Annotated in this window: 12 protein-coding genes; 3 read left to right on the top strand and 9 right to left on the bottom strand. The window is 59.5% G+C overall.

From position 1 onward, the window contains the following. Positions 1 to 12: 12 nt before the first annotated feature. The 3 genes from DXD49_RS00790 to DXD49_RS00780 form a co-directional block, all read right to left on the bottom strand. Entirely contained in the window at positions 13 to 1002 is a 990-nt protein-coding gene (locus tag DXD49_RS00790; RefSeq protein ID WP_117735394.1) for a PTS sugar transporter subunit IIB, read from the bottom strand. Between the two features lie 373 nt (positions 1003 to 1375). Beyond that, positions 1376 to 1804, bottom strand: a complete 429-nt coding sequence (locus DXD49_RS00785) for a hydrogenase maturation nickel metallochaperone HypA (RefSeq protein ID WP_117735393.1) — start codon at positions 1802 to 1804, stop codon at positions 1376 to 1378. Between the two features lie 89 nt (positions 1805 to 1893). After that, positions 1894 to 4671 (bottom strand): FAD-dependent oxidoreductase, encoded by a 2778-nt coding sequence (locus DXD49_RS00780; RefSeq protein WP_199568909.1) that lies wholly within the window; start codon positions 4669 to 4671, stop codon positions 1894 to 1896. A 188-nt stretch (positions 4672 to 4859) separates the two neighbouring features. Here DXD49_RS00780 and DXD49_RS00775 point away from each other — a divergent pair, with 188 nt between their 5' ends. From DXD49_RS00775 to DXD49_RS00765, 3 genes are all read left to right on the top strand, one after another. Further along, a complete protein-coding gene (locus tag DXD49_RS00775) occupies positions 4860 to 5522 on the top strand; it encodes a TetR/AcrR family transcriptional regulator (RefSeq protein ID WP_117735392.1) in 663 nt (220 codons plus the stop codon). A 63-nt stretch (positions 5523 to 5585) separates the two neighbouring features. Continuing rightward, the gene (locus DXD49_RS00770; RefSeq protein ID WP_117735391.1) at positions 5586 to 6593 is read left to right on the top strand and encodes a DUF5692 family protein; all 1008 of its coding nucleotides are present in this window, start codon (positions 5586 to 5588) and stop codon (positions 6591 to 6593) included. A gap of 236 nt (positions 6594 to 6829) precedes the next feature. Next, on the top strand, positions 6830 to 8332 hold the full coding sequence (locus DXD49_RS00765; protein WP_117793947.1) for a hypothetical protein: 1503 nt from the start codon (positions 6830 to 6832) through the stop codon (positions 8330 to 8332). 73 nt (positions 8333 to 8405) lie between these two features. Here the strand turns inward: DXD49_RS00765 and DXD49_RS00760 are convergent, their stop codons facing one another. The 6 genes from DXD49_RS00760 to DXD49_RS00735 form a co-directional block, all read right to left on the bottom strand. Further along, entirely contained in the window at positions 8406 to 9758 is a 1353-nt protein-coding gene (locus DXD49_RS00760; protein WP_117793946.1) for an ATP-binding protein, read from the bottom strand. 158 nt (positions 9759 to 9916) lie between these two features. Further along, positions 9917 to 10111 (bottom strand): hypothetical protein, encoded by a 195-nt coding sequence (locus DXD49_RS00755; protein WP_229066879.1) that lies wholly within the window; start codon positions 10109 to 10111, stop codon positions 9917 to 9919. Between the two features lie 131 nt (positions 10112 to 10242). Continuing rightward, positions 10243 to 12870 (bottom strand): ATP-dependent chaperone ClpB, encoded by a 2628-nt coding sequence (clpB, locus tag DXD49_RS00750; protein ID WP_117793944.1) that lies wholly within the window; start codon positions 12868 to 12870, stop codon positions 10243 to 10245. 442 nt (positions 12871 to 13312) lie between these two features. Beyond that, the gene (locus tag DXD49_RS00745; RefSeq protein WP_117793943.1) at positions 13313 to 15184 is read right to left on the bottom strand and encodes an oleate hydratase; all 1872 of its coding nucleotides are present in this window, start codon (positions 15182 to 15184) and stop codon (positions 13313 to 13315) included. Positions 15185 to 15433: 249 nt separating this feature from the next. Continuing rightward, positions 15434 to 15985: a TetR/AcrR family transcriptional regulator gene (locus DXD49_RS00740; protein WP_117735386.1), complete on the bottom strand. Its 552-nt coding sequence runs from the start codon at positions 15983 to 15985 to the stop codon at positions 15434 to 15436. A gap of 103 nt (positions 15986 to 16088) precedes the next feature. Further along, positions 16089 to 16760 (bottom strand): hypothetical protein, encoded by a 672-nt coding sequence (locus DXD49_RS00735; protein WP_147326618.1) that lies wholly within the window; start codon positions 16758 to 16760, stop codon positions 16089 to 16091. Positions 16761 to 16889: the final 129 nt, after the last annotated feature.

The raw sequence follows: 16889 nt of genomic DNA, 5'->3' as shown, positions 1-16889 counted from the left end.
GACCCTCCTTTACTATGCTTGAGCGGCCAGTTCGGCCTTAGCTTTCTTCAACATGGCGTCGAGATCCTCGGAGGAATCCGAAGGAACCTTGCGGACCTCGAACTTGACGCCCTTGGCCTTGAGAGCCTCGATGGTCTTGACATCGTCATCGCCCATAGCGACAGCGTTGGTGACGACGACCTTGCCCTTGGAGTGAGCCATGGAACCGATGTTGACTTCCTTGATATCGACGCCGGCCTCGATGGCCTTGAGCAGATCCTGCGGGTTCTCAAAGAGCAGCATGGCCTTGGTGTCACCAAAGCGCGTGTCCTTGACGACCTCGGCCATCTTCTTAATGGGCACGACGTTGGCATGGACTCCCGGAGGGGCAGCCTGCTCGATCATGGTCTTTCGGAGCTCGTCGTGAGCAACGCCGTCGGAAACCACGATGATGCGGTTGGGGTTGATCTGCTTGGTCCACGTGGTGGCCACCTGACCATGAAGCAGACGGGTGTCGATACGGACGTGGGCGATCTTGATGTGCCCGTCGCCGATGACCGTTCCCGGAGGGATGGCGCCTGCAGGAGCAGCAGCGGCCGCAGCCGGCTTCTTCTCCTCGGGCTCCAGAGACTCGGGCTTGACGCGCACGCCGGCCTTAGCCTCAGTCACGAGATGTTTTGCGATCGCATGTGCAGTGTTCTTTGCGTCAAAGCGCTGCGAATATGCCTCGATGAGCATAGGCAGGTTGACACCGGTGACGATAGCCCAGGAATCGTGGCCCTCGATGAGCCCGCTGATCTGGTTGAAGGGCGTGCCGCCCCACAGATCGACGAGGAAGAGCACCTGCTCCTGGTCCTCGAAGGAAGCGATTGCCTCCTCGACCTTGGCGCGGAAGTCGTCGGGGCCCATGCTCGGCTCGAGCGAGACCACGGCTACAGACGGCTGATCGCCAAAGACCATCGAGCCCGTCTGCTTGATTCCAGCCGCCAAGTCACCATGGCTAGCAAGAACAATACTTACCATCACATAACCTCCTTTTTGTCTACGTAATTCCTACACGACAAAAAAGAGTATAGCTGCAAATACAGCAGAATTATATGAAAAACTGCAAAAGCTAGCATTATTTGTTTAAACGTCTTGTTTTGTTACAAGCTGATTACATTCCAGTATTTTGACTGATTTGCTGCTGAGGATTGATAGCTGATCTATTTACATGACCGAATTGAGCACGCTGTTCATTATTGCCGGTTTTAAACAGACACAAATGTGCTCGGGTTGAGGCCATTTCGTTTAAACAGATGGTGCTTGACTAATGGTAAGAAATATGCTTTAGCAAAGTAGTCGTTGGGGACGTTCTTTAATGACTAGTCGTTTAAGAACGTCCCCAACGACTAAGTTAGGCGATGTGAAGGGGGTTGGCGGCGTCGACGGCATCGGGGGCATCGGAGAGGCCGTCGGGGGCAGCGTCTGTTGGGTCCTCGTCGGGGGTCTCGATCTGCTTGATCATGACCTCCTGGCCCTGCAGCAGATAGGTCTCGCCGCTACCGCAATGGGGGCAGGTCTTGCCGTGCTCGACCGTCGCGTAGTCGCAGCCGCACGCGTCGCAATGCGTCACGGCCTCGACGGGCTCCACGATAAGCTCCGCGCCCTGCGCGATGGGCTTTTTATCTGCCGCCCAACGCCAAGCGTCAAGCAGCAGATCGGGAACGACGCCCGAGACCTCGCCCAGGAGCAGCGTCACGCTCGAAACGCGACTCACACCATTGGCGCGCGCCACATTCTCGACATCGCGAATGATGTGATAAACGATTCCCAATTCGTGCAAGGTAGAAACCTTTCAACAACGGTTGATGCAATGTCAACTAAACGTCAGTGAGCGACGCTCCGCGCCGCTCACTAACTTGTTAGTTTCTTTTACTTCTTCCCAAATTTAATCTTGATCGCGCGTTTCAAAGCGTACTTGCCGAGGCTGGGGAGCTTTTGCTCGTATTTGACCATCGTGGAGCACTCGGGGCGGTCGCGATCCAGATGGATGGCATCGAACGCGCACTTGGTGGTGCACAGACCACAGCCGATGCACTTATTGGGGTCGACGATCGAGGCACCGCAGCCCAGGCAGCGAGCGGTCTCGGCGCGCACCTGCTCCTCGGTAAAGGTCTCGACGTACTCGCTAAAGGGCGCAGCCTTCTCGCGCTCGCGGTCGACACGTGCCACCTCGCGGCTCGCGTTGTCATAGCTCTCAATCACAACATCGTCGCGGTCGAGCGCGGTGTAGCGGCGCTGGTTGCGGCCGATGGTGAGCGTGGAGCCCGGCTGCACAAAGCGATGGATGGACACAGCGGCCTCGTGACCGGCGGCGATGGCGTCGATGGCAAAGCTGGGGCCGGTGTAGACGTCGCCGCCCACAAAGATGTCGGGCTCAGCGGTCTGGTACGTCTGCGGATCGGCAAGAGCACCCTGGCCGCGGCCAAGCTCCACCTTGGAGCCAGCCAGCAGGTCGCCCCACACAATGGACTGGCCAATCGACATGACGACGCGGTCGGCATCGACGCGGCGCAGGTCGTTCTCGTCGTACTCGGGCGCAAAACGGCCCTCGTCGTCAAAGACGCGCGTGCAGCGCTTGAAGGTGATGCCGCACACACGACCCGCATCGTCCAGGTGAACCTCCTTGGGACCCCAGCCGCAGCTGATGTGAGCACCATCCTCGATGGCTTCGCGACGCTCCTCCTCGCTGGCGGGCATCTGAGCCTCGCTCTCCAGGCAGAACATCTCAACATGCTCGGATCCCAGACGGCAGGCGTTGCGCGCGACATCGATGGCCACGTTACCGCCGCCCACCACGATGGTGCGACCGAGTAGTGCGTCGATCTTGCCACTGTTGACCTCGCGCAAAAAGTCGACGGCCACCGTCACATCCTCGGCGTCCTCGCCCGGAATACCGGCTAGGCGGCCGCCCTGGCAGCCGATGGCCACATAAAAGGCCTTAAAGCCTTGCTCGCGCAACTCGTCGAGCGTCACATCGCGACCGACCTCCACGCCATAGCGGAACTCGGCACCCATCAGGCGAATAACCTCGACCTCGGCCTCGATAACGTCCTTCTCCAGCTTAAAGCTGGGAATACCGTAGGTGAGCATGCCACCCGGGCGCTCGTTCTTCTCGAACACGACGGGCTTGTAGCCCTTCTCGGCCAGATAGAAGGCGCAGGACAGACCGGCCGGACCGGCACCGATGATGGCGATCTTCTGATCGAAGCCGCCGGCGCGCGTCGGCGTCACCACGGGCGGGACATAACGGGTCGCGGCATCCAAGTCGCGCTGGGCGATAAACTTCTTGACCTCGTCGATCGCCACGGCGGCATCCACGCGGCCACGGGTGCAGGCGTCCTCGCAGCGGCGGTTGCACACGCGGCCGCAGATTGCGGGCAGCGGGTTCTCGCGCTTGATGAGCGCCAGCGCCTCGTCATAGCGACCCTGCGCCGCAAGCTTCAGATAGCCCTGAACAGCGACATGCGCGGGGCAGGCCGTCTTGCAGGGCGCCGTGCCGGACTCATGCGTCTCGATGCGGTTGTCGTTGCGGTAGTTGGGCGACCACTTGGTGTGGTCCCACTTGGTGGCATCGGGCAGCTCCTGGCGCGGATACTCGGGCACCTGTCCGCCCGCCTTTTTGCTGCAGAGCTTCTGGCCGAGCTTGGCGGCCCCGGCCGGGCATACCTCGACGCAGCGACCGCAGGCCACGCACTTGTCTTTCTCGACCTTGGCGACATAGGCAGAGCGCGACAGGTTGGGCGTGTTGAACAGCTGCGAGGTGCGCAGGGCGTAGCACACGTTAACGTTGCAGTTGCAGATGGCGAAGATCTTGTTCTCGCCGTCGATGTTGGTGATCTGGTGCACAAAGCCGTTGTCCTCGGCCTGGCGCAGGATGTCGTAGACCTCCTCGCGCGTCACATAGTGGCCGCGGTCGGTCTCGACCACGTAGTCGGCCATATCGCCCACGGCAATGCACCAGTCGCGCGGATCGTCGGCGCAGCCCTCGCCCATCACGCGACGGCTCGCGCGGCAGCTGCAGGTGCTCGCGGCATACTTGCCGTTGTATTTATCGAGCCAGTGCTCGATATGCTCAATCGGCACCGAGGTGCTCGTGGCGTCGATGGCCTTCTCGACGGGAATCACGTGCATGCCGATGCCGGCGCCTCCGGGCGGCACCATCGGCGTAGCACGGGACAGCGGACCCTTGGACGCCTGCTCAAAGAACTTGGCATAGACCGGATGCTCCTCGAGCTGGCCCATGCGCATGTTGAGGAACTCGGCAGAACCCGGCACCAGCATGGGCAGCACCCACTGCTTGGCGCGCTCGGGATTTTCCCAGTTGTACTCGAGCAGACCCGTGTAGCTCATGTCGTCGAGCATCTTCTCGATATCGGCTTCGGGCATGCCGGTGAGCTTGACCATCTCGGGCAGCGTATAGGGACGGCGCATCTTCATCTTGCAGAGCACTTCGGCCTGCTCGTCGGTTGCGGCCTCGGCAAACGACCAGTACTCGTAGCCCAGCAGCTCGTCGCGGTGCAACAGGCGGTTGGTGCAGTGCTCGCACAGTTTGACGATAGCCTCGCGCGGATGCTCCGGCAGCGGCGGCACAAACTCCGCTCCGATATCGGGCTCGGTATAGCTAATCCCCGGTCCGTTGAGAATCATAGTCGTCCCTTCTCTTGCCACAGCCCGGCGAGACCGCGGCGCCCCTCTTTGTACGGGCTCGACATGCCCCCATGCCGTTCACCCGCTATTGTTGACATTGTGTCAAAAACAGTATTGACGAACCGTCAACAATAATCAAGACTGTTAGGCGAACGGTCGGGCCCAAACGGATGAAAGGCGGCAAACGTATGAGCGATAACACGGCAAACATCTCTGTCGCTGATGCCGTCCTCGCGTCCGACAGCACGGCAAAGCGCCTGACGGGTGACGAGCGCCGACGCGAGATTCTCGCCGCCGTGAGCGCCGTGAGCGCTGAGCTGGGCGTGTCCCATCTTTCGGTATCGGCCGTGACCAAGCGGGCTGGCTGCACGCGCTCACTGTTCTACCACTACTTTGCCGATATGGACGCCGCCGTCACCGCCGTTATGGACGAGGCAATCGACGGCTTTATCGCCGAGCTCGAACAGTGGAACGCCAGCCGCACGGTTGGCGACATCGAAGGCGCACTCGACACCGTCGCTCCGCTCTTTAAACGCCTGGTCGTGAGCGGCCACGAGTTGCCGAGCACCCTGACCTCCAGCAGCGGCGCGCTCTACGGCGGCTTTCTGCACAACGTGGTCCAGCGCGTGGCGCAATACATCTGCGACACCACCGTGGTGGATTTTGTCGCCCATCATGAGCTCCGCATTGACCATGTCTACGAGACGTTCTACACCCTCATCATGGGGTTGTTGATGTATATCCGCACGCACCCCGATGTGCCCGACGAGACGGTCAAGGAAATCATCGCCTCGACACTCCATATCGAGGGCTATACCGCCAAGTATCCGGAGCGCAAGCCCCAGAACTGACGACATTTGGCCAAACTGCCCGCGATCAGAAGAGGGGCCGCGGGCGTGTGAAAGGAGAGCAGCATGCTGTTCGATGTTTGGGGTAGCAATACCCTTATCCACTGGGCCGGCTGGGCCATGGTCTTTATTGGCCTCATCGTGCTCAACGAGGTCGGCCGCCGCACCAAGCTCGGCGCGGCCATCATCTTTGGCGTGGCTCCGCTGGCCATGACCATCTACTGCGTCGCCATCGCCATCGGCGTTTCGCAGGGTGCCGAGTGGGCGCTCACCAACCCCACTCATGTGTACCAGAACAGCTGGTTCCACTACGCCAAGGTGTACGCAGCGCTCGCCGGCTGCTGGGGCTTCATTGCCATTAAGTACCAGTGGGGCAAGATCGGCAAGGCGCACTGGTTCCGCGCATGGCCGTTTGTGATTGTCGCCATCAACATCATGATCGCCGTCGTGTCCGACTTTGAGAGCGCCTATCACTTCTTTGTCCTGGGCGAGTCCACCTGGGTCACCTCCGAAGGTGCCACGCAGCTGGCCGGCTGGAACAACGTGTTCAACGGCATCGCCGGCATCATCAACATCTTCTGCATGACCGGCTGGTGGAGCGTCTACGCCTCCGAGGACCAGACCGACATGCTGTGGCCCGACATGACCTGGGTCTACATCATCGCCTACGATATCTGGAACTTCTGCTACACCTACAACTGCCTGCCCACCCACTCCTGGTTCTGCGGCTTTGCGCTGCTGCTGGCGCCCACCGTCGCCGCCTTTATCTGGAACAAGGGTGGCTGGATTCAGAACCGCGCCTTTACGCTGGCTATTTGGTGCATGTTTGCCCAGGTGTTCCCCTACTTCCAGGAGGAGTCCATCTTTGTGACCCACTCCACGCTCGACGCAGGCGCCGCCACCGCGGTCTCGGTCGTCGCGCTGATCGCCAACATCGCCGCGATTATCTACATCGCCTACCGCGCCAAGAAGCTCGGCCGCAATCCCTACAAGCAGGATGTCTTTGAGGGCACCAGCGACTGGGAGAAGGCTACCGCCCGCCGCGCCAAGGTCGATTACGCGCACGCCGAGTAACATGTTGGTCGCTGTTGGCGCCTGGGCATAGGCCCGCTCGCCAGATTTTTAATCCAATGTCTCGCAGAGCCCCCGGAAAGCGTTTCACTCGCTTTCCGGGGGCTTTTGTCATTGCGTCTCTATTCATCTATTCAAAAACATGCGCATATATAAAATCGGATTTCAAATCATGCGGCGGCTCTATGGGGTCCCGTTTTTGGGTACAGTGTTGTCCCGATATTGAGCTTGGGGGATATATGAAAGATGAGACGATGGGCCAAGAGGATGCGGCCCAAGATGCAGAAGCGTGTGCCGAGGCCCTGGAGAGCCTAGACCGGATTTCACTTGATGAGATTGCGCTTGACGATTCGGGCATTGATGTGCAGGATGAGTCGGAAGCCGAGGCGCAGTCCGATGATCAGGATGCAGAAGACGATGGCGCCGCGCCCACCGAAGACGAGGCGGGGCACGAGGAATCCGAATGCGAGGCCGGCAACCAGCCCGAATCCGACACGGGCGAGGAAACCGTCTTGCTCAACAGCTTGCCGGCCGAGGATTCGCTGACCCGTGAGCTTCCTGGCCTAGGTTCCGCACCAGCCGTGGACGAGACCATCGCCATGGGCGATATTCCCCTGCCGTCCGTTCCCTCGGCACGCGAAGCCGAGGTTCGTCATCGCAAGATGTCGCCCAAGCGCCGCAACCTAATGGTTGCCGGCGTTGTGGCCGTCGCGCTCGTCGCCGGCGGTGCAGGCTATGCTGCCTGGAACGGATATCAGCAAGAGCAGGTTGCCGCTGTCGCCGCCAATGCCCACACAATGATGTCAGTGCAGATTGGCGTGCATGCCGCGGGCCTCGACTGTTCCACTGGCTCCAAGATTCCCGTACAGGTGAATGGGCAGGATTCTGACGGCTCCTCCGTGAGCGAAACGCTCTATGTTGACGAGCACGGCCGCGGCATCAAACTGCTGCCCGGCGATTACACGCTCTCCATCGCTGCCTCCCCCATCGCGGCCGACGGCACCATCTATACCGTCCCGACCACCAAGACGCAGGTCACCGTTAAGAGCGATGGACAGGATTTAAGTGCCCAGGCTACCTTTAAGCTCAAGGTGCCTTCGGCCGACACGGTAACCGACGACCAGATCGATGCCGCCGCCAAATATGCCGAGGAGGGCGGTTGTAGCTCTGCCGCGGCCGCCAAGATACTTCAGCAGGCGGCAACCGCTCGCCGTGATGCCGCCGCCAACGCCGTGAGCGCAAGCGAGGCGCAGGCAGCCCGCGACGCCGATGCTCGGCATAAGGCAACGAACCTGTATCAGCTCGATATTCCCGTTGAGTGGTACGGCAAGGTCGAGACTTGGCAGAATGGCAGCACGCTATGCATCTATCTTGCCGGCGACAGCGATACGCCGATCGTGACGCTCGTCGCGGTGCGCGACGGCGAGAGCTTTACGCCCGATGAGGGCGATACGGTTTTGGGCACGGCAAACCTTGGTAACGGCTACACGGTCTACGCCAGCGGCCCCGTCTATCCGTATGTGGTGCCCCAGACCATCAACGGGCGGACGCAGAATCCCGTGTCGACCTACCCCATGGACACGGCCATTGAGCTTGTCGAGCTCACGACCGGCAACCGCTACACCTACAGCCAGATTAAGAACGTGCTGGTCGGCAAAGACGGCAAGGCCGACGCCGCGACCAAACTCGAGTGCGACTACCTCGCCCAGATTCTCCTGCCGAGCATCAAGGCCCAGGACTAGCCGGGCGCATCATGGTGCTCCCCAACCGTGATGAAGGGGCCAGGAGGTCCTGGCCCCACAGATCCGTAGATGATTAGGCAAGGAGCCACTTCCATGCGGGAACAACGTGTACCACACCGTGCTCGCATGGAATATCGGCCTGCTCATCCATGGTAACGATTGCCGACTCACCAAGATCGAACTGGGCCATCGAGGCATCAAGCGCGGCAATTTCGCGCTCGCGCGTTTTCTCACTTGCCATCTCCACACTAACCTGGATCAGGCTATAAGCCCGCATGAGAAGTGCGTCCCCAGCCACAAAGTCCACCTCATGGCTTTTGCTCTTCTCTTTGATCAGCAGGCGGCAGACCGATCCGATCCTCACCGCGGGAGTCCTTCTTCTTAGCGCGTTGAACACTGCGGTCTCGAGCCTCTGGCCCTGGTCCAATGCCGATGCGGGAGAGAATGCTCCAAACATCGCGGGATCGACAGCGTAGACCTTAGACGCAGACCGCATGTTATTTGCCAGTGAACGCGTGAACTCCGGCACGGAGAACAGCAGGTAGGCATCCTCATAATACTCAAGTAAGTCGCTGAGCGAATTACGACTGACGGATATCTGCCTGCTCTTGAACTCGTTGTACACTTTGTTCACCGACAGCTCTCGTCCCGAAGATGCCATACACCGCGTTAGGAACAGCGATGCCAGGCGAGGGTTCTTGACGTCGTAACGCTCAACGACGTCCATAGCGACCGTTCGCGAAGCATATTCCTGTAGCAGCTGAATCGCGTCTGTGGGCGTCTGCTCAAGCGTCGCGATGAATCCCCCTCGTTCAAGATATCCGATCAGATGATGTCGAAGCAGCGCTGCATCGCTTGGGGAAAAGGTCGCATCTGGCTCGAAAACGCTCCCCGTCTTATATCGAGCGTATTCCGAAAAGCTCAACGGAAAAAGCTCTCGTATAAGAGAACGACCCCTGAATTCGCTCTTAAGTTCTGAGGACAGCATCTTAGAAGAAGATCCCGTCACATAGACGGTCGCTTTCTCCGTATCGACTACACGCCGCAAAAACGCACCCCATTCGGGAATTTCCTGGATCTCGTCAAAGAAAATGTAAGCGCCCTCGGTTCGAGCAGCAGGATGCAGCGCATAGAACGTGTCGAGCACGTCCGCCAGCAGCGATGGCTCATACGGGCGCAAGCGCTCGTCCTCAAAATTAAAGTAAAGCATCCGGTCAAGCTCGACGCCCCGGCCCCGAAGCCGCAGCATCTCCTGATACAGGCGATACGTCTTTCCACAACGGCGGGCCCCCACAACCACATTTACGATGTTGTCGCGCTTTGGCTCCTGTGGGTTTCCCAGATCAAGGTCTCGCTCAAAGACCTGTGGAACCCCCTGCTGTTCAAAGTCCTTTATTTTCTGGGCGATCAAGTCGTTGAATGCCATGATTCTCCAATCTTGCTCTCTAGCTAATCAAAATTATACTGATTCTTGATTAGTAAAAGAGCAAGATTACGTGCAACTTGATTAATGGAGAATCAAGTTTTACTGTTGCCGAGCATCAAGGTCCAAGACTAGCAGCCCACGACGCCCAAATTAGCTACTTAACGCCAGGGGTCGGCCTCGAACATCGGCTCGCGCTCGGGGCGGCGATCGCTGTAGGGATCGTAGCCGTCGTCGTCCTCGTTCTCGGCACGGATGTAGGGGTCGCGCGGCTTGGGTGCCGGCTTAGGCGCAGGCTTGGGTGCGGCGGGTGCGGCATCGGTCGCCGGCGCGCTTGTCTTGATCTCGTCTTTCATCTGCATAGCTCCTTGCATCGCATCCGTTCAGCATCATCGATTGTCGCACGAAAAAGGGCGGCGGACCCCATTGGATCCGCCGCCCTTGGCGTTCGGCTCAAAAGGTAGATTATAAGGCATGCGCCAAAAACCTACTGCGCGTCGGGCACCTCGTAGGTAGCAGACGGCGTGTTATCGCACACGACGGTAAAGCCGCCGTCCTTGTCGACATCGACCGTCACCTGATCGCCCTCGCGCACCGTGCCGTCGATGATAGCGACTGCGATCGCATCCACGACCTCGCGCTGGACCAGACGCTTGAGCGGACGGGCGCCAAAGACCGGGTCCAGGCCGCCCACGGCAAGCATCTGCTTGGCCGCCGGGGTGATGGCAAGCGTCATGCGCTCCTTGGCCAGACGTGCGCGGACATCGGCGAGCTGGATATCGACGATCTTTTCGATCTGCGCCATACCGAGCGGATGGAACACAACGATATCGTCGATACGGTTGAGGAACTCGGGGCGGAAGGTCTGAGCCATGGCCGCGTCGACCTGATGGCGCATCTCTTCCTCGTCCTTACCCGAAAGCTCGGCGATGGCCTTGGAACCCACGTTGCTCGTCATGATGATAATCGTGTTCTTGAAGGACACTTGGCGACCCTGGCCATCGGTTAGACGGCCATCGTCGAGCACCTGCAGCAGCACGTTAAAGACATCCGGGTGAGCTTTCTCCATCTCGTCGAGCAAGATCACGGAGTATGGACGACGGCGCACGGCCTCGGTGAGCTGGCCGCCCTCGTCGTAACCCACGTATCCCGGGGGCGCACCGATCAGACGCTGGACGCTGAACTTCTCCATATACTCGGACATGTCGATGCGCACGAGCGCGCGCTCGTCATCGAACAGGCACTCGGCCAGCGCCTTGGCGAGCTCGGTCTTGCCCACGCCGGTGGGGCCCAGGAAGAAGAAGCTGCCGATGGGCTTGTCCGGATCGGAGAGGCCCGCGCGGCTGCGGCGCACAGCTGCGGCGACGGCGGAGACGGCCTCGTCCTGGCCGATGACGCGCTTATGCAGCTCACCCTCCAAGCCCTTGAGCTTGTCGAGCTCGCCCTGCATCATCTTGGACACGGGCACGCCGGTCCAGGCGCTCACGACCTCGGCGATCTCATCGGAGGTCACCTGCTCGTTGAGGCCCTCGCCGTCCTGCTGCTTTTGCGCCTCGAGCGCGGCCTCGGAATCCTGAATCTGCTGCTGCAGACCCGGAATCACGGAGTAGCGTAGCTCGGACGCACGGCCCAGATCGCCGTTGCGCGTCGCGCGTTCCTCCTCGCTCTTGGCCTCATCGAGCTGGCCTTTGAGCTCCTGAACGTGGTCGATGGCGTTCTTTTGGTTGAGCCAGCCGGCCTTCTGCACGTTGAGCTTTTCCTGGACCTCGGCGATCTCCTGGCGCAGCGCCTCCAGACGCTCCTTGGAGGCATCGTCGGTCTCCTTCATGAGCGCCTGCTCCTCGATCTGCAGCTGGGTGAGCTGGCGCGTGGTGGCGTCAATCTCGACCGGCATGCTGTCGAGCTCCATGCGCAGGCGGCTTGCGGCCTCATCGACCAGGTCGATGGCCTTGTCGGGCAGGAAGCGGTCGGCGATGTAGCGATCGGAGAGGTCGGCGGCGGCCACGAGCGCGCTATCGGTGATGTGCACGCCGTGGAAGATCTCGTACTTCTCCTTCAGACCACGCAGAATCGAAATGGTGTCCTCGACGGTAGGCTCGCTCACCATAACGGTCTGGAAACGACGGGCGAGCGCCGCGTCCTTCTCGATGTACTTGCGGTACTCGTCGAGCGTGGTCGCGCCGATCGCGTGCAGGTCGCCACGGGCGAGCGCCGGCTTGAGGATGTTGCCGGCGTCCATGGAGCCTTCGGTAGCGCCCGCGCCCACAATGGTGTGGAGCTCATCGATGAACAGGATGACCTTACCTTCCGATTTTTGCACTTCCTTGAGCACGGCCTTCAAGCGGTCCTCGAACTCGCCGCGATACTTGGCGCCAGCGACCAGCGCGCTCATGTCGAGCTCGATGAGGTCGCGGTCGCGCAGCGTGCTCGGCACGTCGCCGGCCACGATACGCTGAGCGATGCCCTCGACGATGGCCGTCTTGCCGACGCCCGGCTCGCCAATGAGCACGGGGTTGTTCTTAGTGCGGCGGGACAGGACCTGGATGGTGCGGCGAATCTCGTCGGTACGGCCGATGACCGGGTCGAGCTTGCCGGCGCGGGCAAGGTCGCAGATGTTGCGACCGTACTGCTCCAGCGCCTCAAACTGCGTCTTGTCCTCGGCAGACGTCACGCGGTCATCGCCGCGCAGCTCCTCGTAGACTTGCTCGATGCGCTCCTTGGTCACGCCGGCGTCGCGCAGAACGCGGCCGGCCTCGCCCTTGTCCTCGGCAAGTGCCATCAGCAGATGCTCGGTCACCACAAAGCTGTCGCCCATCTTGGTGGCCTTCTTCTCGGCCTTTTCGATGACGCGGACGAGCTCGTTGGACAGGCCAATCTGCTGGCCTTCGCCCGAAACCTTGGGCGCGCGGTCGATGGCGTCCTGGGTGGAGCGCGCAAGCTGAGCTGGGTCAGCACCGATGCGCTCGATAATCACGGAGATATTGCGCTCGCCGGCACCGAGCAGGGCAGACAGCAGGTGAATCGGCTCCACCGCGCCGGCCTGTGCGTCGGCAGCCGTGCTCATGGCGGTCTGTAACGCCTCGCGCGACGTCATTGCTAGCTTATCGATTCTCATGGAATCACCTCTCTTGGGGCGGCCGCCCTACGGGGCGGCTTCACGTTGTTCGAGAAGTATTGTTGCCAGCTTTACGCGATCTTATACATAAATCTAAGTCACTATATATAAGATTTTCTGAGTGATTGAGAGATAGGGAGCAGGCACGCTCACCCGCTACGGCCTCGTCCCCTTACTATCTCAATCTGTAACATCTAGCGGCTGTTTATGGCTCTAGATGTTACAGATCGAGACGAAATGACCAGCGGCACCCGTTTGTCTCAATCTGTAACATCTACTCGGCAAATAGAGCTCTACCTGTTACAGATTGAGACAAACAAAAGACACCCGAATCGAAAATCTAAATCTGTAACACCAGGCCCACTTTTAGCGGCCAAGATGTTACAGATCGAGACAAACAGAAACCACCACAAAGGTTCCCCAATGTGGTGGTTCTTGTGCGCTAGATTGCGCCGTACTCCTTGAGGAGTTTGGCGATGTCGGTTCCCTCGACCTTCTTGAGCACTTCTTTGAGAGCAATCCGCTCAACCATAGGCAGCTTCATGCTGGTGATGGGCTCACCGTCGCGTAGTTTAACGCTGCTCATAAGGAGGTCACGCACGTCAAAGACCGAACCCCAGACCTCGGGTACGCCGCGGTCGACATCGCAGAGCGTGTAGACGGCTTCCATACCGGTGCGCATGGAGTACTCAGTCGTAAAGATCGTGTCACGCGGCGTCTCGGCAAACTGGCCCAGGAACGCGAAGTTCACGGCGCCATCGGGCACCACGTCGGGGCGGTCGCCTGCTTCACGCGGCATAAAGAAGGCGGTGATGTAGGGCATCATGACGGGCACGGTGTTGGCGTGATTTGCCGCCAGCTCAACAATCTTATCCTCGGGAACGCCCAGGTGATACAGCCATTCCTGGCAAATCTCCTCGCCGGTGCAGTCGCGCATGGCCTTCTTGACGTAGTTGCCGGGCTTGTCGGTAAACAGGCCATACACCCACACGCAAAGCTGGTCTTTGGGCTGATCGCGGAACTGCTGTTGGCGGTTGATCGTCCAGCTCATAAGCCAGCCCGAATCCTCGCAGGTCACAATGCCACCGGTCACGACGTGCCCGGTAAAGGGATCGCGATGGCAGATCTTTTGGATATAGGGCACAATCTCGCCGTCGAGCGTGGTGACCGTGGCGCTCATCCAGTTGCTCTTCTCGGGGTCACCGCAGAACTTATCGGGATGACCAAAGCTCGGATCTTGCGCTGCGATACGACGCCACATGTCCCAACCGCCACCGGGGCGAATCGTCGGATCCCATGCGGCGGGCTTATCCTGCGCGCCGATCGTCGAGTTTTCCACACAGCCGCCGTTGGTGATAAAGACCAGGTCATCCTCAGTGAGGTCGATGTTCGAAATCTCGCCTGCATGCGTCACGGTGATGCGACGCGCGACCTTCTTGGTGCTCGTACTGTAGGGGTTGCGCGCAAAGGCGGCCTGCTGGATGCGCTGAATCGTGTCCTGGCCGGTGCCAGTGACGGCGCGGCGCGGACCCTCGCCGCCGCCCACCTCAAACACCACGTTTTCGACCTTGGTGTCAAAGTGGAACTGCACGCCGTGCGCCTCGAGATAGCGCTGCATGGGCAGAATCATCGACTCGTACTGGTTGTAGCGGGTGAAGCGCAGGGCGCTAAAGTCGGGCAGACCCGCGATGTGGTGGATGTAGCGGCGGATATAGAGCTTCATCTCGAGCGCCGAGTGCCAGTTCTCAAAGGCGAACATGGTGCGCCAGTACATCCAGAAATTCGAGTTGAGCACCTCGTCGTCAAAGAAATCGGTGATGGGACGGTTCGCCAGCTCCTCGTCGGGCGTAAAGAACAGATCCATGATCTCGGTCGCTGCCTTGTCCGACAGGCCGAACTTGCCATCGGTGCCGCCGTCTTGGCCACGGTTCTTAGTCGAGCGGCACAGCGAGTAGTTGGGATCCTCCTTATTGAGCCAGTAGTACTCGTCGAGCACGGAGATGTCCGGATCTTCAATCGAGGGAATGGAGCGGAAAAGATCCCACATGACCTCAAAGTGGTTGTCCATCTCGCGGCCGCCGCGCATGACATAGCCCACGCCGGGGATGTCGACACCATCGCAGGCGCCGCCCGCAACGGGGTCCTTTTCGAGGATATGGATGTGGCTTCCGGGCATTTGCGCATCGCGCACCAGATAGCAGGCTGCGGTAAGCGCGCCCAGGCCGGTGCCGATGATGTAGGCGCTCTTGTGGTCGATGCCCGCAGGCTTCTTGGGACGAGCAAAGGCTTCGTAGTTTCCACTTGAATAGTACATGGTTCCTCCTTGCTAACGAAGTTCGTTAACAAGCTTTTGCCCTGATCAACGCAGCCTAGCCGATACAAGATCGTCACCTTGTACGATTTTTAATCAACGGGGGCGGATTGTACAAATCTGCTTGGCTTTGGTCTCCCAAGGTCATGCCGGGCCGGGTTTCGGTTTGGGAAGTGGGCTTCGCTAACTTCCCAAACCGAAACCCGGCCCGGCATGACGCACTTGGTCGCTTTGCGCTCCAACGTGAAATAGTCAAAATCTCGCCAGCGCTGCGTCAATCTGGCCTTCGCATATTTTGGAAACGCGCTCGGCTACTGTGCTCGGGTCCTCGGCCATGCCTGCGGCAATCCAGTCGAGCATTACACCTATAAATGCATGTGCGAAAAAGCGGGACAGAAAGTCCTTGTCGCCTTGTGAGATGTTCTTGCCCGCGGCGTGCTCTTCGACCACGCCTTCGATCAGGTCGAATGTCACGGGCTGCAGAAAACGCTGGATGCGCTCGGCGCTCACACAGTGATAGACGTTCATGATAAAGGGCTTGTTGTCGCGCACCGCGAGCATGATGTTTTCCAGGCCCACCTGCCAGGTATCGGCCGTCTTGTTGTTGGCGAGCGCGCGGCCGGCGTCTTCCTCACATGCCCATTCAACCAGGTCGTAGATGTCCTGAAAGTGATAGTAGAACGTCATGCGGCTGACCCCGCAGTCCTCAGTGAGGTCCGCGATGGTGATCTTAGTCAGTGGCTTTTGAAGCAGTAGTCGCTTAAGAGAATCTTCCAACGCGCGCTTTGTCAGTTGTCCAGCCATTGCTCTCCCGCCATCAAAGTTGAATCATGAAATATTCCCATGGTACCCCGCATGCAATCACCATCCACGAAGGGAACAGACACCTTTGTGGTGGTCGCGCTCTCTACTCTTTCGCCGAACCCGTGCTTCCCGATTCGGCGTTCCAGGGCATCTCATCCTCGAACAGCCATGTACGGGCAGATCCACTATCGCGTGCAGTCTGCGGGTCGGGTAAGCAGGTCTGTTTATAGGCATCTTGGATACACTTGCCCATAAAATCGTTGAGCTCGGTCTGGTCGCCCTCCATGACATAGGCGACATCGCCGTCCATGATGTAGATGCTCGGACCCTCATTGCCCTCGTAGCCCGGATCGTACGAAACATCACATAACTTGGCGCCATTCGTGGTGTCCAACTCGATGGACGAGCGGTATCCGCCAACCATGTCGTTCGCCTTTGCTCGATAGGACGCATATCCATACCAACGCTTGAAGGTTTTACCCTTGAGTAGCTCGGACGCCCTATCGATCAGGCTTGTATCCGTGGTATAGCGCATGGCCCCAAGCTGAATGCGCGGATAATTGCTAATTCCCAGCGCAGCCGGTTGCTCATCAAAATCAACAGTAATGGTCTCGGGCTTGTCGTCGCCGGTCAGAAGTTCGATAGATTGAATCACAGGCTTAACCACCGGTTCCGTCACCGCAGCAGGTAGCAATGCCATGCCGACAACGCCCGCGCCAACCACGGCGATCGCAAGCGCCAAGACAATCAATCCAATACGGGTTGAACGGCTCACGGCAAAACACCTCACAATACAAACCTGCGACGTGCGCCAATGATACCGCCAGCTAACACTATCACCAAAAGAAACCGTCCACTCCCCACCACCACGAAAGGGACAGGCCCTTTTGTGGTGGTTTTCGAC

The organism is Collinsella sp. TM05-38 (assembly GCF_003466445.1).
GTDB lineage: Bacteria > Actinomycetota > Coriobacteriia > Coriobacteriales > Coriobacteriaceae > Collinsella.
Note: the sequence above shows the minus strand (reverse complement) of the source record. Positions and strands in the feature narration are given on the sequence as shown.